Raw genomic sequence first — 21,270 nt, 5'->3', positions numbered from 1 at the left:
CCCACCCATCGGCGATACGACATCGGAATGCCGGCCAGCGGCCGGCACTACCCCTCGCCCACTGGTAGTGCCGGCCGCTGGCCGGCAGCGTCCAGGATCAGGCCGCGACGCTCTCTTCCAGCGTCGGATAATCGGTGAAGCCCGCCGCGCCACCGCCAAAGAATGTCGCACGATCCGGCGGATTCAGCGCCGCACCGGTACGCAGTCGCTCCGGCAGGTCCGGGTTGGCGATGAACGGGCGACCGAAGCCGATCAGGTCAGCCCAGCCTTCAGCCAGTGCCTGCTCGGCGCGTTCGGCGGTGTACTTGCCGGCGTAGATCAGCGTGCCCGGGTAGACCATGCGCAGCGCCTGCTTGAACGCCACCGGCATCAGCGGTGCATCGTCCCAGTCGGCCTCGGCGATGTGCAGGTAGCCCACGCCCAGCTCACCCAGCAGGTGCGCCGCGGCCAGATAGGTCGCCTGTGGCGTATCGTCCACCGCGCCCTGCAACGTCGTCAGCGGCGCCAGACGGACACCGACGCGGTCACCACCGGTTACGGCCGTCACCGCCTGCACGACCTCTCGCAGGAAACGCAGCCGGTTCTGCAACGCGCCGCCATAGCCGTCGGTGCGCCGGTTGGCCTGCGAGTCGATGAACTGGTTGATCAGGTAGCCATTGGCACCGTGCAACTCCACGCCATCGAAGCCGGCGGCCAGTGCATTGCGGGTGGCCTGTGCATAGTCGGCGATGATGCCCGGAATCTCGTCCTCGGCCAGCGCGCGCGGCATCGAGTGCTGGATCATCTCGCCCACGCCCGCTTCCGGGCCAGCGCCTGCAGGGTCGACAAACACTTTCACGCCTTCGGCCAGCAGCGCCGACGACGACACCGGCGCGGCACCACCCGGCTGCAGGGCCACATGCGAGACCCGGCCCACATGCCACAGCTGGGCATAGATGCGGCCGCCAGCGGCGTGCACCGCATCGGTCACCTGGCGCCAGCCCTGCACCTGTTCCGGGCTGTGGATGCCCGGGGTCCAGGCATAGCCCTGGCCCTGCGGGCTGATCTGGGTGCCTTCGCTGACGATCAGGCCAGCACTGGCACGTTGGGCGTAGTAGGCGGCCATGTCCGCGGTGGCGACGTTGCCGTCGGCGGCACGCGAGCGGGTCATCGGCGGCATCACGATGCGGTTGGGCAGGGTCAAGGCGCCCAAGCGGTGGGGAGTGAACAACATGGCGGCGATCTCTTGCGGGGGGGACTGCCGCAAAGGATGGGGATGCCAGCTGCCAGGCAACAGGCATGCACTGGCAAAACAATTGTTCCCCCAAGGCAAGGATGGCCGGCCGGGGGTCAGAGCCCCTTCCTGCGGAACGGGATCCGACCCCGCGCGCAACCGGGGTCGGATCCCTTTGCAACGCAAAGGGCTCCGACCCCGAAGCCGGTTACAGCGTGGGCTCGATCAGTACGCCGCCATGCGCCACGCGGTCATAGCAGGCGCGCACCACGTCTTCCCCGTACTTCACCTCGAGACGGCGCACGATGAAGTGGCCGCGCGCCATGTCCTGGTAGTAGTCGGTGAACATGGTATTCAGTGTTGCACCGGCGGCGGCACCGACGATCGGCACCGCCTGCGCAGCGAATTTCTCGGTAACCACCACGCCGAAGCGCGCCGCCACCTTTTCCACCATCTTCGCCAGCAGCTTGCCAGCTTCCTTTGGCGCCACGCCCAGGGTCAGGTCGCGGCCGGTCACCACGCGCCCGGCCAGCTCGGCCGACAGGTGGCGCATCACATCCGTGGTGAAGCCGCGGGCCAGGTAGTAGCCGGTCTCGCTGGCATCATCGCGCGGCGAGTTGCCGCCCAACGCGAACACCTCCAGGCACGCCTGGCGGGTGCTGAACTCGGACAGGTCGAAGCCCTCGCTGCGGGCCACGTCGGCCACCGCACGCATCATGATGGTGGTCGACACCGGCAGCTCGATGAACAAGGCCGCGAAGCCGAAGGCCCCACCGACCGCGCCCGAGGTGGCCGCCGCCAGTTTGTGCCAGCGGGTGGACGCCCCCTTGCCGGGGGTGTTGTCCATGCTCCACAGCGCGGCCTGCGCCGATTTGCTCAGCGCCGCCTGCACAGCGCCGTGGATGCGGTTGGAGACCGAGCTGGGCAGCGCCTTCACCGCGAACTCCAGCGGCGTGCCGACCAGGTTGGCCATGCGCGCGGTCAGGGTCGGCGCTTCCAGCAGGGCCACCGCGCGCTGCAGGTCGGACCAGTCGCGGGCGTCATGGGCGATGTCGCGGGGGAGCAGGATCGGCTCGTTCATGGCGCCGATCTTAGCGCCAGAAAGTTGAACGGTTCGTCGCGGGGTACGACAGAGGGGTCAGAGCCCTTTCCGCAGGAAAGGGATCCGACCCCGGCGCCTTGCCGGCCAGCGGCCGGCACTACCCGTTGGCGTGTCATCCGATAGCGCCGGGCCATGCCCGGCGTCGTTGTTCAGGCAACCGGCAGCCCCGACAGCGCGCCCATGAACTGGCGGTAGTGGCGCAGCTCAGCGATCGAATCGTGCACGTCGCTCAGCGCGGTGTGGTTGCTGTTCTTGCCGACGCCAGCGGCCACGCTCGGCGCCCAGCGCTTGGCCAGTTCCTTCACCGTGGACACGTCCAGGTTGCGGTAGTGGAAGTACTTCTCCAGTCGCGGCATCTGGCGGTGCAGGAAGCGGCGATCCTGGCAGATCGAGTTGCCGCACATCGGCGACAGGCCGGCCGGGATCCACTGCGCCAGGAAGTTCACCGTCTGCGCCTCGGCCTGGCCCAGGGTGGTGGTGCTGTCCACCACGCGCTGCCACAGGCCCGAGCGGCGATGCTGGTTGCGGTTCCACTCGTCCATCGCTTCCAGCGTTTCCAGCGGGTGGTGGATGGCGAATTCCGGCCCTTCGGCCAGTACGTTGAGCTGGGCATCGGTGACCACGGTGGCGATCTCGATGATCGAATCGTTGTCGGTATCCAACCCGGTCATTTCCAGGTCGATCCAGATCAGTCGCTCGTTGGCCGCGCCGTTGTCCGCCATGTGTCGCCTCGTTGCTGGGCAGGCGCGCGGCCTGCCGGTGATGGAAAGAGGCGCCCATCATACCGGTTCGCCCCCTCAGGCCTCGCCGGCATGGTCTTCCAGCAGCAGCGGCGGCTTGCCACGCTTGGCACGGAAATAATTGGTCAGGCGCATGCTGGCCTCCTTGGCCAGCACCCCACCGTGGATCTCCACCCGGTGGTTGTGGCGGGCATCGCCCAGCAGGTCGAACACGCTGCCGCAGGCGCCGGTCTTGGGGTCGCTGGCGCCGTAGACCAGGCGGGCAACGCGTGCATGCACGATGGCCATCGCGCACATCGCGCACGGTTCCAGGGTCACGTACAGGGTGCTGCCGAGCAGCCGATGATTGGCCAGCCGCGTGCCACCGGCCCGCATGGCCACGATCTCGGCATGCGCACTGGGATCGTGCGAGGCGATGTTGAGGTTCCAGCCCTCGCCCAGCAGCTGGCCATCGGCGCCCACCAGTACCGCACCAACGGGGATCTCGTCGTACTCGCGCTGCGCACGCTCGGCCAGCGCCAGCGCATGGCGCATCCAGTGTTCATCGGCGTCGTGCACCGGTACACCCAGGGCGTCGGTCATGGCGGTTCTCGCGTGTCTGCAGGGCCAGGATGGCCGCCGGGGTCGCATTGTACGCCCGCGGCCGTGCAGGCGCCGCTAACGTGCGTCGAAGCGCTCGCGGGCGGCGTCCAGCGCCGGGAAGTTGTGCTCGGCCCAACGATCCAGGGCGGACAGCGTGTCAACCAGTCCATGTGCGACCTCGGTCAGCCGGTATTCCACATGCAGTGGCTTGCTGCCCCGCTCACACCGCTCGACCAGGCCATTGCGCTCCAGCTGCCGCAGGGTCTGGGTCAACACCTTCTGCGAGATGCCTTCGATCTTCCTCAGCAGCGCGCCATTGCGTTGCGGGCCCTGCGCCAGCGCCCGCAACAGCAGCATCACCCACTTGCCGGAGATCAGCGCCAGCGCATCGCGTGCCGAGCAATCGGCGGCATAGACATCGCCCGGGTAGGCCATGGTTACCTCAAGGTGCGTAATTGCCGGGGCATACCGGCGCCGCGAGGATGGTCGCACACTCCTCGAACACCTCGCCCCATGCGCGCCCTGATCCTGCTTGCCCATCCCGAACCCCGCTCCTTCAACGCCCACCTGGCCGCACAGGCCGCCGAACAGCTGCGGCATGACGCGCTGCAGGTGGACGTGGTCGACCTGTATGCAGAGGGCTTCGATCCGCTGGAAGCGGCCCGCCATCATTCAAGTCGCTTGCAGCCCGGCCGTTTCGATGCCCAGCGCGAACAACGCCACGGCGCCGAACAGGGTCGGCTGCCCGCCGATGTGCAGCGCCATCTGCAGCTGCTGCAGGCCGCGGATCTGGTCATCCTGCAGTTCCCGCTGTGGTGGTTCGCGCCGCCGGCAATCCTCAAGGGCTGGCTGGATCGCGTGCTGGTCTACGGGCCGATGTACAACAGCCGCCTGCGCCACGAGCACGGCGCGATGCGCGGCAAGCGTGCGTTGCTGAGCGTCACCACCGGCTCATCGGCACGGGCCTGCGCCGTCGACGGCCGCGAGGGAGATACCCGGTTGTTGCTGTGGCCCTTGATGTACAGCCTGCGCTACGTCGGCTTCGACGTGCTGGAGCCGCATCTGGTGCATGGCGTGCGTTCCGGGCTGGCAGCGGAGCGCGTGCAGGCACACGACGAGGCATTGGCTGCAGCAACCCACTACTACCGCGAACGCCTGGCGCAATGGCCGCGGTGGCCCACCGTGCCCTTCAACGACAGCGGCGATTTCGAGGATGGCGTGGTGCTGCGCGCGGAGGCCACTGCCTACAGCCCCTTCATCCGCCATCGCAACACCGGATGAATCCACGCCTGCGCGCTGGGTCGGGACGCGCCATACTACGCGCTCTTTGCAAGCACCTTGGTGAACTCATGACCACCCTCCGTCCCTCGCGCGCCGACGACGGCGCCGCCCTCGTCGACCTCTGGCGCCGCGCCGTCGACGCCACCCACAACTTCCTCAGCGCCGACGACCGCCAGGCCATCGATGCCGAAGTCGCCGGCTTCCTGCCGCAGGCTCCGATGACCGTGGCCGTCGACGCTCAGGACCGCCCCCTTGGCTTCATGCTGATCGACGGCACGCACATGGAAGCGCTGTTCATCGATCCGGACGTACGCGGCACCGGTATCGGCCGGCAGTTGCTGCAGCACGCGCTGGCCCTGCATCCGCAGCTGAGTACCGACGTCAACGAACAGAACGCGCAGGCCGTCGGCTTCTACCAGCGCATGGGCTTCGTCGAAACCGGACGTTCACCGCTGGATTCGCAGGGCCGCCCGTATCCCCTGATTCATCTCCGGTACAACGGCTGACATTCGACGGATGTTCGAGGCCCGCCCCGATCATCAGGCCGTGGCCTCGAATGCCGGCGAGTACTGCACCTCTCCCTGCGCCATCGGTGGCCGCAGGCACAGCGCCTGGAAGTACTCTGGCGGCACACCCGGCAGCACCAGGCCCGGCTCGGCGCGGAATCCGAATCGACCGTAATACGCGGGTTCTCCCAGCAATACGCAGCCCTGTGCCCCCTGCTCACGCAATGCGCCGAGCGCCGCGTGCATCAGCGCCGCACCGATGCCCTGCCCCTGCCAGTCCGGCAGCACCGAGATTGGCCCGAGGCCGAACCAGCCGGTGCTGCCATCGCTGATCGTCACCGGCGACAGCGCGATGTGCCCGACGACCTGTCCGTCCTTCTCGGCGACCAGCGAAAGACTCAGCTCTCCACGCGAACGCAGCGCATCCACAATGAACTGCTCGGTGTGGCTGCTGTGCGGGGCTTCGCGGAAGGCCGCCTCGGTGAGTGCATGGATGACCGCGTGGTCTTCGCGGGTTTCAGGGCGGATCGTGCAGTTCAAGGACAACACCTTTGATGAAGTGATGGACATGTGAATGATCGATTCCGGTCACGGATTCAGCTGCGAACCTGCGTCCGGCGTCAGAGCCAACGCGACGATCGGATGCCCTGTGCGGCAAGCGATCTGCCGGCGGCGCGCCCCGGGAGCGTCAAAAATCCGTCTCCAAGGGGTGGCACAGGGCTCCCGGCACGTTCCATAATCGAGAAACCTGCCACCCAGGAAGGATAGATGGACATGGACGCACGATGCAGGATCGGGCCATGGGTGTAGCGCACCTCGCACACAGGGGACGGCCGCTGCTGGCAGTGCTCGCCCTCGTCCTGCTGGCGGCATGCTCGCCCTACGCCGATGCCGAGCGCGACGTCGCCGCGGGTGGACGCGGCCTGGCCAAACTCAACCCGGCGCCGAAGCAGGCCTATGAGCTGGTGCTGACACTGAAGGGCGCGCCAGGCCCGTTCGCGGTTGTTGAGGGCGTGGCCCAGTATGACGTGAGCAACTACGGAGACTGCGGGAGGGTCATCTGGTCCACCGGCACGGCCAGCCGCATCACCAGCCAGGAACCGGTGGAACTGCGCAGGACGGGCGAGAACGAATACCGCGGTACGTTCTACCTCGACCGCATGCAGGACCAGGACTATTACGATCGCGGTACGTGCCACTGGACGCTGACCGGCGTTGGCGCGATGTTGCGTGCCACGACCGGCGAAGCTGATACGCGATTCCTGACGTTCATCGACAGGAAGCGCATGGACGCGGGATCGCCGTTGACTCTCTACTATCCGAAGACTGCTTATCCCCGCGCCGAGCTCGCTGCCAACTTCCCTGCCAGCGGCAAAGAAGATCCGTCGGCCTACAAGGAGGAACTGCGCGACGCGCTGTTCTCGACCACAACCACTGTGCGGACGCTCGCGCCATGAGCTGCCAGTGCCACATTTCCCCCTACACACCAGGAGGCCGACATTGCGCCACAAGATGATTCCGTGCCTTGCTCTGCTTCTGTTGACCGCCTGCCATCCGGAGACCGCCATGAACCAGGAACGTGCCGCTGCTGAAGCCGATGTCGCCCAGGGTGGGCGCGGCCTCGCCAAGCTCAACCCCAGCCCGCGCAAGGCCTATGAACTGGTGCTGCGCCTGAAGGACGCCCCGGGCGATTTCGCGGTGGTCGAAGGTGTCGCGCAATACGACGTCACCAACGAAGACCAGTGTGGCTATATCGAGCCGGCCACCGGCACGGCTGCACGGATTACCAGCCAGGAACCGGTGGAACTGCGCAAGGTCGCTGATGGCGAGTACCGCGGCACGCTGTATGTGGATCGCATGCTGGATGAAGACTACTACGGCCGCGGCGTGTGCCGTTGGGAGTTCACTGGCGCTGGGGCGATGTTGAAGGCAACGGGCGCTGAAGAAGAGACCCGCTTCCTAACCTTCGTTGACGCCAAGCCACTGACCGAAGGTTGCGCGCATACGCTCTACTATCCGGATCTGGTCTATCCGAAGGCAGATCGCGTTCCCAATTTCCCCGCCAGTGGCGAACCCGATCGCAGCAATTACGCCCCTGATCTTCAGGACAAGCTGTTTACGATCACCCTCTCCGCAAGTGAGGTGGCGCCGTGACCATCACCTCCCAGGATTACGCTGCGTTATCTGATGACGCCTACAAGGATCGGGCCGTCGGCCGACGTGAACCCGGCCAAGAAGAGAAAGTCACCTTAAACGGCCATGAGTACAAGATTCTTGAGCATGTCAATAATCGTCTCAACGGCTATCAAGGGACCGTCTATCAGCGCGTAGACAGCAAAGAGATCGTCATTGCGCATCGTGGCACCGAGCAGATAGCTCGCGACGCGATTCTGACCGATGGCGGCATGGTGGTTGCGCGCACCAATGTGCAGGCGCCGGACGCGATCGCGTTGACACAGCGAACACTCGAAACTGCCGCATTGCAGGGACGCTTGAATGGCGGACATGCCCCCCAGGTCACCGTCACCGGTCACTCCCTCGGCGGCGCTCTGGCCCAGATCACCTCGCACCATTTCAACGTCAAGGGCGAGACCTTCAACGCCTATGGCGCGGTCAGCCTCAGCTACCGCATCCCGGAAGGCGGCAACACCATGATCAACCATGTCATGGCCTCCGATCCGGTCAGCGCGGCGTCGCCGCACTTCGGCCAGGTGCGCATCTACGCCCGGCCAAATGAAATCAGCACGCTTGCCGCGAACGGCTTCAGCAATCATTCGTTGCGCGCCCTGATCCCCGACCGGCCGATCATCGCCGCAGGCAGCTCGTTCGGTGCGCACAAGCTGGGCAACTTCCTCGGTGACGGCTCGGTGCTGCAACACCCGGAAACGCAGAAGCTGGCAAAAGACAACGCCAGGATGATCGAGGAGTACCGCGACGACGTTGAATCACTGCGCCGTGGTGTCACCCGCGCGGCGCGCGGCATTCCGGGCGGCGCCGTCGATCTGTACGACCATATCCGCGGCCCGCTGCAGCCCGGTGAGCCGGCACGCCGCGAAGCGGAGAAGAACGGCCATCACACCAGCATGCTGCGCATGGACGACGCCAACCATGTGGGCAACCCACTGTTCAACGACGCGATCCGTGGCGTGCACGCGCAGGACGTCCGCGTCGGCCGGGTACCGGACGTAATGAGCACGCAACTGGCCGGCAGCCTGGCCGCCGAAATGCATGCGGCGGGCGGCAAGCGCATCGACGAGGTGGTCATGAATGCCGATGCCTCGCGCAGCTTCGCCGTGCAGGGCCAGGGCGGTGACCCGGCCCACCTCCGCGTGTCAGTGGATACGGCGGTGGCGATGAACACACCGCTGGAACAGAGCAGCCAGCGCATCGACCAGCAGGCCGCAGGTCAGCGCCTTGCACTGGAGCGCGACCAGCAGCTGGAACAGCAGCAGAACCAGACCCGCAGCCTGCAGGCCTGATGGACAGCACGGGAGCCGGTCTTTCCGGCTCCCGTTGTACATCGGCACTCTGGTTCAGGGGCTGGAGGCCGCCACCGGCAGCGATGCTCCGGCCGTCACGAACAGATCCGGCCCGGAATCCGGGAATCCACCGCAGGCGCGATCGCCGGGCGCCACCGGATCACAGGGCCACTGCGCCCGCGCGACTTTGTCGCGCAGCTCGAAGCGATCGCCGGTCCAGACCACGAACGCGATGTGCTCGCGGTTCCAGTCACCGTAGGCGCGCGGACCACCCTTCTGCGCCGACTCCGGATACTGCACGAACCAGCGCATGACCGGGCCATACTGCAACTTGCTGTGGTCCAGGCTGATCCGTCCCTCACGCGAGAGCTGGCGCGCACGATCAGCTTCCGCCTGCTGCGGCATGGCCGGCATGGCATCGGTGGTTACATCCCTCGGCGCCGCATCCCCGCGGACCTGGTACACACGCTGGGCCACATAGGCCTCGCGGCATTCACCCGCTGGCACGCGGACCGGCTCCGCGCCGTACTCATCCCGGTTGGCGACCTGGTCGCTGCAGGTGAACGGCGCCGACACCAGGTAGAACGTGCTGTCGGCGTCGCGCCCTTCCAACGAGCGCACCCAGATGTCGCCCATCCGCACGATGAAGTCCGGGCGCTGGCCGTAGCCCGGCACCGCCTTGAACCAGGCCTTCTGCCGCACCTCACGCTCGCGCCAGCTGCGCGGCAGGTGGATGTCCTGCTCGGGCAGCGCGACCAGCATCGCAGCCAGATGCGCCGGCATGGTGCCCTGGCAGGCGCCGATAAGCAGGTCGCCCTGGCTCGCCAGCCGCCCGGCCAGATCCACCGGGCAGCGGGCACCGAGCGCACGCTCGGTCGCCTGCTCGGGCGGCAACGGCACGATGGCCAATGCAGGCGGTGCCGGCGCTACCGCCGGGACCGCTGACTCGACGACTGTAGGCGGTGCAGCCACAGGCGCCGCCGCTGCGGGCGGAAGGGGCGCAGGCGCCGGGTCCGCAGCCGGCGCCGGCTGCGTGTCCACCACCGGTGTCGCAGGGGGTGTCGCGGCAGCCGGTACTTCGGGAGCCGGCGCCGCGACAACGGCGTCGGCCGCCGCGGGCGCTGCAACGGGCGCCGCCCCTGCAGGCGCCTCAACGGTAGCCTCGGCAGCGGGGCGCGTCTCCACGACGGGCGCCGCTGCCTCCTGAGCCTGTGCCGACGCTGCGGCAAGTCCAAGTGACAGCAGCCAGAGCGGCGGCAGGCGGCGCACGGGTGCATTGCAGCGGGCAGCGGCGTGGCGGGCATTCGGGGGAACGATTCGCATGTGGTGTCCTTACGGGTGGGTTTCCATGTCGGCGCCACAGGGCGCCACGCGTCGTACGTAAAGCGCCAGCGGGCACCCTGCCCGCCGGCATCGGTGTTACAGGGATCGAGAACGCTGCTCCTGCTCGCGGGCGAGCGCGGCCGCCGGGTCCTGCTGGGCGACATTGGCAGCCAATTGCTGGCTGCTCTGCGCCAGCGGCTGCTGCGCCGCCTGTTCGCGATCGACCGATGCGCGCAGCATGGCCGGATCGCCCAGCGCGCCCTGTACAGCAAACAGCGTGCGACCGTCATTACCCGCCAGGAGATGATCGATGCGCGACATCCCCGCCTTCTGCGCGCTCAGCGCCAGTGCGCCGGCGGCATTGTCCAGTTCCTGCACGCTGCGCAGACCGCTTTGCGGCCCCATCTGCTGCAGGTGCTGGCGCGCTCCCGAGAACAGCGTGTATCCCGGCTCGCCCGGTTGCGACATGTCGCGTCCCGTTGTGGGCTGGGCAGGCGCCCCCACTTCGCCACGCTCCAGGCGCGCCATCACATCGGGGGTCAGCTTCTGCTGCCACACGTCAAAACGCTGCTGGCGGGCTTCGATGCCGTTGAGCGCGCCATTCAGGGCACGCGTCGCTTCGCGCACGTCCTCGCGCGCCGCTTCCGGCACCCGCGTCTGCCACTGCCACACGGCAATACGGCCTGCGTGCTCGGGTTGCGCGGCCAGCTCCGGCTGATTCACCAGGTCCAGGTCCAGCGCCTTGCCGGCACGCTCGTAATTCTCCTTGCCGACCAGCGGCAGATAGCCACGGCCGTGATACTTCAGTGCATCACCGGGCGCGTCATTGCCCATGCGCCCGCCATACATCAGTTCGGCCAGGTTCTCCGGCCGCCCACGCAGCGCCTCCTGGCGGGCGCTCTCAAGCGCGCCGTTGCCATTGCGCCACGCTGCTTCCACCGGGATCTGCGAGATGCCCCGGGTGAAGTTGAAACTCTCGTTGAGACGGCTCAAGCCACGGGATTCATGCCCGGCCTGCGCCATGAAGTTGGCCAGTTCCCGGGACGAAGTCATGCCGGCCTCCGTGGCCTGCCGCAACAGCAACGACTCCCTATCCTGCGACACGGTGAAACTCCTGCTCGATCATCGTTGGATACTCCCGCCTCCTCACAGGCATGGCACTCAAGGCAAGCTCACGTCGGCGACGACGGACGGATCGAAATCCTCGAACCGCACCCGGCCAAGCTCGGCCGCGGAGAAATCGCGCGTGTGGGTTGCTTCGGTTTCGGTGTCCACCACCTTGCGCTGCACGCCATGCACCCAGCACGCCTGCTCGGCAGGTGCATACCGGAAGGTGTAGATGCTGCTCCAGCGTTCGCGGCTCCCGCCGTTGGTGATCACGCTGAACGCGCCGTCTTCAATCGTCACGTAGGCGAAGGGATCACCGGCAATGCCACCGCGCGTTGAGCACGGCACCAGCTTGTCGTTGCGTGCCGCCAGCTGCCAGCGGCCCGTGGCATCGCCCAGCAGCAACAACAGGACCCGGTTCGGTCCGTGCTCGCCGGGCAGCAAGCCCTCCGGAGGAGGTTGGTCGATCACCAGGAGCTGGTCCTGGAAACCATTACCGGTCAGATCGCCGCGTACGGCTTCCAGCAGGTTCGCGCCGGACGGAACGAACGCCAGGGCATTGTCCATGTGCGTGCCACTCCCCTTCTCCATCCCCTGCAACTCCTTCAATCCCGTCTTGCCAGTTCCCGAGCGGAGGCCGGAAACGGGGCGATGCCTCGCACGTGCCCTGCGGCCGCCATGGCGGATGATAGCCCCGAGCCCACGGCAACCGCGATGGTGGCAAGCGTCACCCGCACCGCGGGGGGACACAGTCCTCATGGACGGAAAAGCTCCTGTGTTCGATGGCACCGGCGCGTCGGGATTTTGACGCGCACGCAGCTTACTTCGAGGAGGCAGCGCTCGTCGAAGGGTGCTTGGGATGAAAAGCGCACTTGATCACAGAAACAGCGCGGTTAAGGAAGGTCTGAACAACTCCGCTGCTGCAGGCGACAATAGCGCACCAGATTGGGGTGACGATCGATGCAGCTGACGTTCGGTGATGCCGAGACCCTGGGCCAGCGCAAGCGCACGCGGCGGGAGATCTTCCTGGCCGAGATGGAGCAGGTGGTGCCGTGGCAGGCGCTGCTGGCGCTGATCGAGCCGCACTACCCGAAGCTGGGCCGTCCCGGCCGCCAGCCGTACCCGCTGGCGACGATGCTGCGCATCCATTTCCTGCAGCAGTGGTACGCGCTCAGCGACCCGGCGATGGAAGAGGCCTTGTACGACACGCCGGTGATGCGCCGGTTCGCGCGGTTGGGCGGCGTGGACGCGATTCCCGACGAGACCACGATCCTCCACTTCCGCCGGTTGCTGGAAACCCACGGCCTGGCCGGGCGGATCTTCGAGCGGGTGAATGCGCATCTGGCGCGCAAGGGCCTGAGCCTGCACGCGGGCACGATCGTGGACGCGACGATCATCGCCGCGCCGAGCTCGACGAAGAACGCCGAAGGCAAGCGCGATCCGGAAATGTGCCAGACGAAGAAGGGCAACCAGTGGCACTTCGGCATGAAGGCGCACATCGGCGTCGATGATGAATCCGGCCTGGTGCACCACGTCGAGTGCACGGCGGCGAACGTGGCCGACGTGACCCGGGTACACAGGCTGCTGCACGGCCGGGAAGACACGATCTGTGGCGACAGCGGCTATACCGGTGCCGACAAGCGTGAAGAGTTGAAGGATGTGGAGGCCGGCTTCCTGATCGCGGAGAAGCCGTCGAAGTTGCGGGCGATGAAGAACCCGCGCGAGCGGCGTTACACCGAGCGCTGGGAGCGGTACAAGGCGAGCCTGCGCGCGAAGGTCGAGCATCCGTTCCGGGTGATCAAGCGCCAGTTCGGCTACACGAAGGTGCGCTACCGCGGCCTGGCGAAGAACGCGGCGCAGGTGCTGACGCTGTTCGCGCTGTCGAACCTGTGGATGGCGCGCCGGCGCCTGTTGCCGGCGATGGGGGTGGTGCGCCTGTAAGGCGGGAAAACCCGCCAGAAACCGCCTGAAAGGGCGGGAAATTGATCAAATCGACGCTGGTCCGGCGCTCTGACGCTGAAATCCAAGTGTCAGAGTGCGTTGTTCAGACCCTCCTTAACGTGAATGGTGGCTTATCCGACAATCAGACACGCGGTGGATGGCACCGCAGGTATGGCTCGCATTCCCACATACGGTCTGGTCCGGCCGGGGCGATGTTGCACGGAAAGCCTACGCCGCTTAAGTCGACGGGTGCGGGGCCCAGCACAAGCCATGCTTCCTCGCGTCGTGGCCAGCAATCGCGCTCAGCGCAACTGCTGGGCGCATGCGGCCCCCTGTGTGGCGTAGTCGCGGACGTAGCCGTCCGTCGTCAGCACCGTGATATCGCATCGATTGTTTACGTCACTGACGACATGCCCATAAGCATTCAATCCCTGCACACGCTCGCCACGATGCAAGTACAACGTGCGCGAACCATCGGCCCCGTTCTCCACACGATCCGGTGGGCCCCACGTCCGCACGAATTCCTGCTCTGTCTTGCCGATCCACAGGTCCATGAGATTGTTGCGACCCACTCGGTTGGCTGCGCGCCGCGACTCATCCAGAGCTTTGCTGGTTTCACTCTGGCCGCGCGCCACAGTCGCTTCCAGGCTACGCACAGTACGATCCATTTCAGCGTTGCCCGGCAGATAGGTGAATGCTGGACGTTTGCCGTCCTTCCACAGGCTGGCCCAGATGAAATCCACAGGCGATTGCCCGACGTCACCGATGGAAAGGAAGCCACGCTTCATCATTTCCGCTGGCACCTTGGCCTTGGGATCAGGCCCAACTAGACAGGCAAACCGCACCAGTTGCACCTGCCAGGGAGCAATCGCCTCGGCCTGCGGTTCGAACTTATCCGGCGGGACGTTCTCCATTGGCCGATCGCGCCACTGGATCAGACTCGTCCTGATGGCCACGCTGTTCTGTGAACAGTTCACCCAGTACTTTCTGACCAGTCGATTCGGTTTGGTCGCGTTCTCGTAGACGGTATTGACCTGGATTTCGTACACCGGCTCCGGACCCGCAACTGGGTCACCGGGCTTCGCCGGCTCCCTGCGGCGCAACTGCTTCAGGTACGCGTTCTGCTCTGCCGGCGTGGCACGCTGCAGAAAACCGACCAGATCCGAGCGGTCGGCGAGCGATTGTGCATCGACCACCCACGCCTCGCGGTTCGGCGTTTCGCCACCGGTGAAGATGACCCAGCTATCAGCGGCATGGGCCGACGAGGCGAACAGCAGTCCGCCAATCAGCGAGGCAACACGGCCGGGATTCGGCATGATTCGTTCCTTCGAATGGCGCGAAGACCTACGGCATCGCGAATGGGGCCTTATAGCACGGTCTGGCGCGTCGCATCGAGGGACGCCCACCTAAGCGCAAAGCCCGCGCATCAAGCGAGAGCAAATGAGGGGCTGAAGCGTCAACATTTTTGACGCGAACGCACCCTACTTCGAGGAGGGATTGGTCGCCTAACGGAACTTGGATTGAGAGGCGATCTTGATTGAAAAAAAGCGCAATCACCATGAGTGGCTACCTACGTGACTCAAGCGCCAAGCAGCAGTCTCACCTAGAGACAGATACCACCAATCTGCCAGAATGCGATAGACGCTGGACGTCGGATGTATCAACGCAGCTCCATCGAGCAATCAGAATTCTTGGAAGATCGGCTCACTGCAATCGGTGTACTTGATCGTGCACTGCCCACCGCCGTGAGCAGCACAGTACTTCAGAACCTCAGTGGAAGCAGCCTCTCTCGCTGGGCCGCCGGCGATTGAAATCAAGCCTTTAGAGCCCGGAGCCGGATCCGCGTAAGCGACGCACTGGTTCTTATACGTTATCCCTACAGTGCAATCCTTCGCACCATATGTCGCACACCGGGACTGAGCCTCAGCGACAGCCTCGGCCTTTGATCTCTTTCCAACCGAAGCTCCCACATCACCGGTCGCAACAGAACGGGATATGGCTCCCCAGGCTTTGATCCACTTACCTATCGCACGCGGCCCGCAACTCCCCTCACCATGAGAGGCTGGAATCGGGGCACAGCCACCCGCACCCTGCCCGCCGATCGGGTACTGCCCAAGAGGACATCTGAAGAGCCCCAGCGAGCACTCCCCAGCGCTCATCAACTAGAATTCCTGAAATTCAGGTTCAGCGCAATTCTCGAAGATCACCTGGCAATCGCTGCCTCCGCCATTCTCACATTGTTTCAATGCACGGGCTTTTGATTCTTCAACTGTCGGCGAGCTACTGAAAAGAGTTCCCCCTGTCCCCGACTTGGGCACCACTGCAACTGCGCACTGATTCTTATAGGTAAAAGCAACTTTGCAGCCGCTAGCCCCCCCTTGCGCACAGACTGCTTCGGCCTCCATCGCAGCCAAAGACTTACTCTTTTTTCCTGACGACGCACCGGATGCGCCGCTTGGGGATAGCGCAATGGCACCCCAAGTCTTTATCCAACGGCCGGTTGCTTTGGGCCCAGTATCCGCGGCAGCTGCGCCGCCAGACATAGGAGCACACCCACCAACACCCTGGCCACCGATGGGATACTGACCAGGTGGACACCGCCCCTCGGCCCGGACCGACTCAGACGTGAGCGCAGTACCCGCCACCACAATTGCTGCGACCAAATATGCTGCTATTGAACGCCTCATATCGGGAATCTCCTAACACCAAAAGCAGAGAGTTTTACTTAACGGGCAGATCCGAACTTCCCGTCGGTCAAGCTATTTCCATCCTTAGCAATTGGAATGACAGGCATGCTTGTTGGCCGCGGCAAAACAGGGTAGTACTTCTGCGACTGCCGGCTCTGGAAAGCCGAGGCTTCAGAAATGCTGCGCGCAACGAGGGTTGTTCAGAGCATCCCTAGTGCTGCTTTGAATTATGGCTGCAATGTGTCTAGGAAAGTCGGGGTGATTGACAAAGCCGCCGAATGAAATCCCAGTCAAATCCAAAGGAAACTCAGAATGCTTCGAACAGGGGCTCACTGCAATCGGTGTACTTAATTGTACAAGTTCCGCCACCATTTTCTGCGCAATACTTCAAAACTGCCTCAGTAGCAACCTCTCTCGAAGAACCACCTGCCATTGATATCTTTCCGCCAGAACCCGGCTCGGGAGCTGCCAAGGCAGCACACTGATTCTTGTACATAAGACCCACAGCGCAGTCCTGCGCGCCATAAGCTGCGCATCGAGATTGAGCTTCCGCGACAGCTTCTGCCTTCGCACGTTTCCCAACCGATGCACCGACGTCACCCGTTGCAACCGAACGAGAGATGGCCCCCCATGTTTTTATCCAGCGCCCGGTCGCCCTAGGACTCGGTGGTTCAGTTCCACCCACGCCCCCGGGGATTGGAGCACAGCCACCAACCCCTTGGCCACCAATCGGATACTGACCAGGTGGACAGCGGCCCTCTGCATATGCGAGTACAGGCAAGGCGAACAGAAGCATCGGCAGAACGAATTTTCCAAAATTCATGAACTCTACTCAATAGCCATGTAATGAAGCCAACTCAAGTTAAGGATTCCCAACAAGAAGGCTAGCGATTCGCCCCTCGAAGGCCCGTATCCTGGTCCCCAAAGTGGAGTTCTGCGGCAATGTCATGCGCGATATCCCAGCTGTCGCATCCTGAATGTTGGTGGGTGCACTTGTATTACTAGATGGCTTATCCGGCGTGTAATAGCTACCCGGCGGCTGTCCATTAGGTCCCGGCGCAGCAGCAACCGGACTGCCACCTATCTGCGAATATGCCATGAAGCTACCCAGCGTGCCCTGGAAGAACATCGCTGCCATTGGGGGAGCGGTCAGGATCAGGGTCGTGAGAATCAGGCCCATGCCGCCCTGCTGCATCGCCTGGCTGGTCATGCCGTCGCTGGAGGCGCCTTCGAGTAGGAACTTGTTGACCAGGGCGGTGGACCAGAACGCGGTCGAGACACGGATCACCATGTCCAGCGCGATCGATACCATCGCTGCCAGTACCGCCATCGAGAACATCGTGCCGATGCCGTAGAACAGCCATCGCTGGAACAGCTGCTTGGTCTGGTCGAACAGCAGACACAGAATGAACAAGGGACCCAGGCCGATGAACAGCGCCAGCGCGACCTCGTAGAGCAGCAACATCGCACCAGCGGTGACGGCCGGACCGCCCGTGCCCATGCCGATGAACCAAAGCGCCCGCGTCTTGTCCGCCTGCAACCCCGGATCATTCAGGATCTTGATGCCATCAATGCTCGACAGCGCCACCTGCATCCACGCCAGGCTCTTGTCGATCTGGTCTTCCGGCTGCTGGTCCTTGCCGGTCACCACGTGGGTGATCAGGCCTTTGACGTCCTCGTTGAGGAATTTCTGCAGGTTGCTGCCGAACATCGCCATGCTGGTGGCAACACTCACAATCAACGCCGCGCGCGCCATATTGGTCACCAGCACCATCATGGAGTCGCGACTGCGGCCGGTGACGATCCGGAAGCCCTGAATCAGCACCCACAGGGTCATCAGTATCAGGGCGATGCTATCGACCCACGCCATCATGTTGCCGAGCAATTCGATGCCGAACTCGTCAATCCTCTTGCGCGGATACGACAGGATCGACCGGAAGAACACGAAGTCCCCGATCGATCAGACCCACATGGCGTTTTGAGATAAGCATCCAGCCAACGCACATGCATTGAGCCTGATCACGAACGTGGCGCCGTTGAACAGACTTCAATTGAGTCAACTCAACTTTCAAAATTTTCGAAAAACTGGCTCGGAGCAATCAGCGTAAAAAACGGTGCACTTTTTGCCACTCGGATCCACGCACTTTCTCTGCGCTTCTGCAATCGCAATCCTCTTTTTTGGAGCACGGCCAACCGCAGATTGAGCTCCAGGTAAATCAGCAGATGGAACTAACCATGCCACGCATTGGTTTGAGTAGGATACCGTAACCTTGCAATCCCGTGCTCCACCACCAGCGCACCGCCGCATGGCTTCAGAAGCAGCAAGCTCTGCAGATCGCATATCTGAGACCATTCCCACCTCGGAAGTAGCAAGAGAGGTCGCTATCGCTCCCCAAGTGCTGATCCATTCGCCTGTGGGCCGAGGCGGCAAGGGTATCTGGTCACCTGATCCAGCAGCGCCGCCAGGAATTGGAGCGCAGCCGCTCGCGCCCTGCCCCCCAATTGGGTAGAAGCCCGGAGGGCAACTTCCGCCCTCTGCACGACCAAGATTTGGAAGAAAGGCGCCAAGAACACCAAACGATGCCAACACAATGAACGGATACATGCGCATGATATGACGACTCTCCAATTTCTGCGGAAACGCTTCCGCTTTCAGTCAACGAGTGGGCGCATTTCCAAGCACTCCGGGAGTGTGGCTCGGCGCATCATGACTTCGCGCCACCTTCGGCATCGTCAACTGACTGCTCTCTGCGCGCCTCTCGGTACTCGTGGGATCAGTAGGCTTGTAACTACCCGGCGGCTGTCCATTAGGTCCCGGCGCAGCAGCAACCGGGCTGCCACCTATCTGCGAATATGCCATGAAGCTACCCAGCGTGCTCTGGAAGAACATCGGTGCCATGGGGGGCGCAGTCAGAATCAAGGTCGTCAGGATCAATCCCATGCCGCCCTGCTGCATCGCCTGGCTGGTCATGCCGTCGCTGGAGGCGCCCTCGAGCAGGAACTTGTTGACCAGGGCGGTGGACCAGAACGCGGTCGAGATACGGATCACCATGTCCAGCGCGATCGATACCATCGCTGCCAGTACCGCCATCGAGAACATCGTGCCGATGCCGTAGAACAGCCATCGCTGGAACAGCTGCTTGGTCTGGTCGAACAGCAGACACAGAATGAACAAGGGACCCAGGCCGATGAACAGCGCCAGCGCGACCTCGTAGAGCAGCAACATCGCACCAGCGGTGACGGCCGGACCGCCCGTGCCCATGCCGATGAACCACAGCGCCCGCGTCTTGTCCGCCTGCAACCCTCGATCATTCAGGATCTTGATGCCATCAATGCTCGACAGCGCCACCTGCATCCGCTTCCTGGTCCCGGCTATGGGATACGAAATTCAGGGGCAAGGTCACACACTCAACATTACCACCTAGATCGGCCGTTCCAGCTCACCCACAAATGAGATGGCCTGCTCTTCAGCAGGCCATTCCCAACATGCAAAGGCCGATTCAAGGATCCCGTCCATGATTCGACTGGCATAGCTTAGAAAGATTCAAATATTGGCTCAGCACAATCCGTGTACAACACCTTGCACTGCCCTCCACCGTTCTTCGCGCAGTAGGAGAGAACCCGACTGGTCGCGTCCTCTCTTGAGCCGGCGACTGAAATAGAAACTATTCCCTTACTGCCCGGCTCAGGGTCAGCATATGCGACGCACTGGTTCTTGTACGTTGTATCGATCTTGCAGTCTTTCGCTCCATGTGTCGCGCACCGAGCAAGCGCTTCTGAGACAGCCTCTCGCTTGGAGCGCCTTCCAACGGAAGCCCCCATATCGCCCGTGCTTGCCGCCCCCGCAATAGCCCCCCAAGTCTTGATCCAACGCCCAGTAGCAATGGGGCCGCTCTGGACGCCACCGGTACCGGTACCGGAGCCCGGAATAGGTGCGCATCCACCTACGCCCTGACCACCAATGGGGTACTGCCCTGGCGGACAACGCCCTTCCGCTCTCGCCTCACCCGCCACAAACAAACATAGGAGCAAGCCGACAAGAATGAGAGGAAACATGTATTTCACACTTCTACTCCGTACGCATGGGGGCTATTGATTGCCGGGATGTGCAGCTCTGAGACCGGTTTCGGCAACCCTGGAGGATTCCGACGACGGAAGGGTTGAACGTGCGGTCGCATGTCGATCATGCGCACCACTGTCTTGGCCGGACTGCCCCTTCTCCGGAGCGGCCGGCGTGTAGTAGCTACCCGGCGGCTGCCCATTCGGGCCCGGCGCAGCAGCAACCGGGCTGCCGCCTATCTGCGAATATGCCATGAAGCTACCCAGCGTGCCCTGGAAGAACATCGCTGCCATTGGGGGAGCGGTCAGGATCAGGGTCGTGAGAATCAGGCCCATGCCGCCCTGCTGCATCGCCTGGCTGGTCATGCCGTCGCTGGAGGCGCCTTCGAGCAGGAACTTGTTGACCAGGGCGGTGGACCAGAACGCGGTCGAGACACGGATCACCATGTCCAGCGCGATCGATACCATCGCTGCCAGTACCGCCATCGAGAACATCGTGCCGATGCCGTAGAACAGCCATCGCTGGAACAGCTGCTTGGTCTGGTCGAACAACAGACACAGAATGAACAAGGGACCCAGGCCGATGAACAGCGCCAGCGCGACCTCGTAGAGCAGCAACATCGCACCAGCGGTGACGGCCGGACCGCCCGTGCCCATGCCGATGAACCAAAGCGCCCGTGTCTTGTCCGCCTGCAACCCCGGATCATTCAGGATCTTGATGCCATCAATGCTCGACAGCGCCACCTGCATCCACGCCAGGCTCTTGTCGATCTGGTCTTCCGGCTGCTGGTCCTTGCCGGTCACCACGTGGGTGATCAGGCCTTTGACGTCCTCGTTGAGGAATTTCTGCAGGTTGCTGCCGAACATCGCCATGCTGGTGGCAACACTCACAATCAACGCCGCGCGCGCCATGTTGGTCACCAGCACCATCATGGAGTCGCGACTGCGGCCGGTGACGATCCGGAAGCCCTGGATCAGTACCCACAGCGTCATCAGCACCAGGGCAATGCCACCGACCCAGGACATCATGCGCCCCATCAGGTCGATGCCGTAGTCACTGATCCTGTCGCGCAGGTAATCCATGATCAGCTTGAAGAAGACGAAATCGCCGATCGACTGGACACGCACAGCGTAGCCCAGCAGATCCTGCAATCCGCCTGAGAAATCAAAGTTGGCCAGCCACCTGATCGTCATTTCCACAATCCCTTGGTAATTCCGTTACTGCATGAAATGCCGCATTGCTTTGCAGC

Annotated in this window: 23 protein-coding genes and 1 pseudogene; 6 read left to right on the top strand and 18 right to left on the bottom strand. The window is 63.7% G+C overall.

Translation table 11 applies throughout. The features are described 5' to 3' along the window. Positions 1–97 precede the first annotated feature (97 nt). From J3A72_RS11090 to J3A72_RS11070, 5 genes are all read right to left on the bottom strand, one after another. Positions 98–1,213 carry an alkene reductase gene (locus J3A72_RS11090; protein WP_075075588.1) on the bottom strand — a complete coding sequence of 372 codons (1,116 nt, stop codon included), beginning with the start codon at positions 1,211–1,213 and terminating at the stop codon, positions 98–100. 208 nt (positions 1,214–1,421) lie between these two features. Further along, on the bottom strand, positions 1,422–2,294 hold the full coding sequence (locus J3A72_RS11085) for an EcsC family protein (protein ID WP_075075587.1): 873 nt from the start codon (positions 2,292–2,294) through the stop codon (positions 1,422–1,424). A gap of 170 nt (positions 2,295–2,464) precedes the next feature. Next, positions 2,465–3,037 carry an oligoribonuclease gene (gene orn / locus J3A72_RS11080; protein WP_014647557.1) on the bottom strand — a complete coding sequence of 191 codons (573 nt, stop codon included), beginning with the start codon at positions 3,035–3,037 and terminating at the stop codon, positions 2,465–2,467. Positions 3,038–3,112: 75 nt separating this feature from the next. Further along, positions 3,113–3,637 (bottom strand): tRNA adenosine(34) deaminase TadA, encoded by a 525-nt coding sequence (gene tadA, locus J3A72_RS11075; RefSeq protein WP_014647558.1) that lies wholly within the window; start codon positions 3,635–3,637, stop codon positions 3,113–3,115. 75 nt (positions 3,638–3,712) lie between these two features. After that, entirely contained in the window at positions 3,713–4,072 is a 360-nt protein-coding gene (locus J3A72_RS11070; RefSeq protein WP_075075586.1) for a helix-turn-helix domain-containing protein, read from the bottom strand. A gap of 78 nt (positions 4,073–4,150) precedes the next feature. Here J3A72_RS11070 and J3A72_RS11065 point away from each other — a divergent pair, with 78 nt between their 5' ends. Further along, positions 4,151–4,918, top strand: a complete 768-nt coding sequence (locus tag J3A72_RS11065; protein WP_069118271.1) for an NAD(P)H-dependent oxidoreductase — start codon at positions 4,151–4,153, stop codon at positions 4,916–4,918. Between the two features lie 68 nt (positions 4,919–4,986). After that, on the top strand, positions 4,987–5,424 hold the full coding sequence (locus J3A72_RS11060) for an acetyltransferase (protein WP_049441672.1): 438 nt from the start codon (positions 4,987–4,989) through the stop codon (positions 5,422–5,424). Between the two features lie 33 nt (positions 5,425–5,457). On the opposite strand, the gene J3A72_RS11055 is transcribed toward J3A72_RS11060, so the two are convergent. Continuing rightward, positions 5,458–5,964 (bottom strand): N-acetyltransferase, encoded by a 507-nt coding sequence (locus J3A72_RS11055; protein WP_049441675.1) that lies wholly within the window; start codon positions 5,962–5,964, stop codon positions 5,458–5,460. 260 nt (positions 5,965–6,224) lie between these two features. On the opposite strand from J3A72_RS11055, the gene J3A72_RS11050 reads away from it, so the two are divergent. Genes J3A72_RS11050 through J3A72_RS11040 form a run of 3 tightly spaced genes read left to right on the top strand, consistent with a single transcriptional unit; the run spans position 6,225 to position 8,903 of the window. Beyond that, a complete protein-coding gene (locus J3A72_RS11050) occupies positions 6,225–6,881 on the top strand; it encodes a hypothetical protein (protein ID WP_075075611.1) in 657 nt (218 codons plus the stop codon). A 43-nt stretch (positions 6,882–6,924) separates the two neighbouring features. Next, positions 6,925–7,578 carry a hypothetical protein gene (locus J3A72_RS11045; protein ID WP_075075585.1) on the top strand — a complete coding sequence of 218 codons (654 nt, stop codon included), beginning with the start codon at positions 6,925–6,927 and terminating at the stop codon, positions 7,576–7,578. Beyond that, positions 7,575–8,903, top strand: coding sequence for an XVIPCD domain-containing protein (locus J3A72_RS11040; protein WP_075075584.1), 1,329 nt, complete (start codon positions 7,575–7,577; stop codon positions 8,901–8,903). The genes J3A72_RS11045 and J3A72_RS11040 overlap by 4 nt, the downstream gene beginning before the upstream one ends. A 54-nt stretch (positions 8,904–8,957) precedes the next feature. Here the strand turns inward: J3A72_RS11040 and J3A72_RS11035 are convergent, their stop codons facing one another. The 3 genes from J3A72_RS11035 to J3A72_RS11025 form a co-directional block, all read right to left on the bottom strand. Beyond that, positions 8,958–9,803 (bottom strand): hypothetical protein, encoded by an 846-nt coding sequence (locus J3A72_RS11035; RefSeq protein WP_230374524.1) that lies wholly within the window; start codon positions 9,801–9,803, stop codon positions 8,958–8,960. A 519-nt stretch (positions 9,804–10,322) separates the two neighbouring features. Further along, a complete protein-coding gene (locus J3A72_RS11030) occupies positions 10,323–11,330 on the bottom strand; it encodes an XVIPCD domain-containing protein (RefSeq protein WP_075075582.1) in 1,008 nt (335 codons plus the stop codon). Positions 11,331–11,387: 57 nt separating this feature from the next. Beyond that, a complete protein-coding gene (locus J3A72_RS11025) occupies positions 11,388–11,924 on the bottom strand; it encodes a hypothetical protein (RefSeq protein ID WP_014647568.1) in 537 nt (178 codons plus the stop codon). 369 nt (positions 11,925–12,293) lie between these two features. Here J3A72_RS11025 and J3A72_RS11020 point away from each other — a divergent pair, with 369 nt between their 5' ends. Continuing rightward, entirely contained in the window at positions 12,294–13,274 is a 981-nt protein-coding gene (locus J3A72_RS11020) for an IS5 family transposase (protein ID WP_075076136.1), read from the top strand. A gap of 302 nt (positions 13,275–13,576) precedes the next feature. On the opposite strand, the gene J3A72_RS11015 is transcribed toward J3A72_RS11020, so the two are convergent. The 9 genes and pseudogenes from J3A72_RS11015 to J3A72_RS10975 form a co-directional block, all read right to left on the bottom strand. Continuing rightward, positions 13,577–14,590 (bottom strand): hypothetical protein, encoded by a 1,014-nt coding sequence (locus tag J3A72_RS11015; protein WP_075075581.1) that lies wholly within the window; start codon positions 14,588–14,590, stop codon positions 13,577–13,579. A gap of 366 nt (positions 14,591–14,956) precedes the next feature. After that, positions 14,957–15,433 (bottom strand): DUF4189 domain-containing protein, encoded by a 477-nt coding sequence (locus J3A72_RS11010; RefSeq protein ID WP_075075610.1) that lies wholly within the window; start codon positions 15,431–15,433, stop codon positions 14,957–14,959. Positions 15,434–15,436: 3 nt separating this feature from the next. After that, positions 15,437–15,817 (bottom strand): DUF4189 domain-containing protein, encoded by a 381-nt coding sequence (locus J3A72_RS11005; protein WP_230374523.1) that lies wholly within the window; start codon positions 15,815–15,817, stop codon positions 15,437–15,439. A gap of 451 nt (positions 15,818–16,268) precedes the next feature. After that, positions 16,269–16,757, bottom strand: coding sequence for a DUF4189 domain-containing protein (locus J3A72_RS11000; protein ID WP_140222893.1), 489 nt, complete (start codon positions 16,755–16,757; stop codon positions 16,269–16,271). A gap of 66 nt (positions 16,758–16,823) precedes the next feature. Beyond that, positions 16,824–17,918 (bottom strand): type IV secretion system protein, encoded by a 1,095-nt coding sequence (locus J3A72_RS10995; RefSeq protein ID WP_345776749.1) that lies wholly within the window; start codon positions 17,916–17,918, stop codon positions 16,824–16,826. A 111-nt stretch (positions 17,919–18,029) separates the two neighbouring features. Next, the gene (locus tag J3A72_RS23165; RefSeq protein ID WP_080291817.1) at positions 18,030–18,566 is read right to left on the bottom strand and encodes a DUF4189 domain-containing protein; all 537 of its coding nucleotides are present in this window, start codon (positions 18,564–18,566) and stop codon (positions 18,030–18,032) included. Between the two features lie 51 nt (positions 18,567–18,617). After that, positions 18,618–19,316: pseudogene (locus tag J3A72_RS10985) on the bottom strand (type IV secretion system protein); the annotation flags it as partial. Between the two features lie 179 nt (positions 19,317–19,495). Next, a complete protein-coding gene (locus J3A72_RS23160; RefSeq protein WP_075075738.1) occupies positions 19,496–20,017 on the bottom strand; it encodes a DUF4189 domain-containing protein in 522 nt (173 codons plus the stop codon). 33 nt (positions 20,018–20,050) lie between these two features. Next, a complete protein-coding gene (locus J3A72_RS10975; protein WP_235650358.1) occupies positions 20,051–21,214 on the bottom strand; it encodes a type IV secretion system protein in 1,164 nt (387 codons plus the stop codon). Between the last annotated feature and the right edge of the window lie 56 nt (positions 21,215–21,270).

It is taken from the genome of Stenotrophomonas sp. PvP093 (assembly GCF_017876915.1).
Taxonomy (GTDB): Bacteria; Pseudomonadota; Gammaproteobacteria; order Xanthomonadales; family Xanthomonadaceae; genus Stenotrophomonas; species Stenotrophomonas muris.
Note: the sequence above shows the minus strand (reverse complement) of the source record. Positions and strands in the feature narration are given on the sequence as shown.

Bases quoted from the DNA above. Each gene is read 5' to 3' on its own strand.
- J3A72_RS11090 (WP_075075588.1), bottom strand. From the start codon at position 1,213: ATGTTGTTCACTCCCCACCGCTTGGGCGCCTTGACCCTGCCCAACCGC.
- J3A72_RS11085 (WP_075075587.1), bottom strand. From the start codon at position 2,294: ATGAACGAGCCGATCCTGCTCCCCCGCGACATCGCCCATGACGCCCGC.
- orn (WP_014647557.1), bottom strand. From the start codon at position 3,037: ATGGCGGACAACGGCGCGGCCAACGAGCGACTGATCTGGATCGACCTG.
- tadA (WP_014647558.1), bottom strand. From the start codon at position 3,637: ATGACCGACGCCCTGGGTGTACCGGTGCACGACGCCGATGAACACTGG.
- J3A72_RS11070 (WP_075075586.1), bottom strand. From the start codon at position 4,072: ATGGCCTACCCGGGCGATGTCTATGCCGCCGATTGCTCGGCACGCGAT.
- J3A72_RS11065 (WP_069118271.1), top strand. From the start codon at position 4,151: ATGCGCGCCCTGATCCTGCTTGCCCATCCCGAACCCCGCTCCTTCAAC.
- J3A72_RS11060 (WP_049441672.1), top strand. From the start codon at position 4,987: ATGACCACCCTCCGTCCCTCGCGCGCCGACGACGGCGCCGCCCTCGTC.
- J3A72_RS11050 (WP_075075611.1), top strand. From the start codon at position 6,225: ATGGGTGTAGCGCACCTCGCACACAGGGGACGGCCGCTGCTGGCAGTG.
- J3A72_RS11025 (WP_014647568.1), bottom strand. From the start codon at position 11,924: ATGGAGAAGGGGAGTGGCACGCACATGGACAATGCCCTGGCGTTCGTT.
- J3A72_RS11020 (WP_075076136.1), top strand. From the start codon at position 12,294: ATGCAGCTGACGTTCGGTGATGCCGAGACCCTGGGCCAGCGCAAGCGC.
- J3A72_RS11015 (WP_075075581.1), bottom strand. From the start codon at position 14,590: ATGCCGAATCCCGGCCGTGTTGCCTCGCTGATTGGCGGACTGCTGTTC.
- J3A72_RS11010 (WP_075075610.1), bottom strand. From the start codon at position 15,433: ATGAGCGCTGGGGAGTGCTCGCTGGGGCTCTTCAGATGTCCTCTTGGG.
- J3A72_RS11005 (WP_230374523.1), bottom strand. From the start codon at position 15,817: ATGTCTGGCGGCGCAGCTGCCGCGGATACTGGGCCCAAAGCAACCGGC.
- J3A72_RS11000 (WP_140222893.1), bottom strand. From the start codon at position 16,757: ATGCTTCTGTTCGCCTTGCCTGTACTCGCATATGCAGAGGGCCGCTGT.
- J3A72_RS23165 (WP_080291817.1), bottom strand. From the start codon at position 18,566: ATGTATCCGTTCATTGTGTTGGCATCGTTTGGTGTTCTTGGCGCCTTT.
- J3A72_RS23160 (WP_075075738.1), bottom strand. From the start codon at position 20,017: ATGTTTCCTCTCATTCTTGTCGGCTTGCTCCTATGTTTGTTTGTGGCG.
- J3A72_RS10975 (WP_235650358.1), bottom strand. From the start codon at position 21,214: ATGACGATCAGGTGGCTGGCCAACTTTGATTTCTCAGGCGGATTGCAG.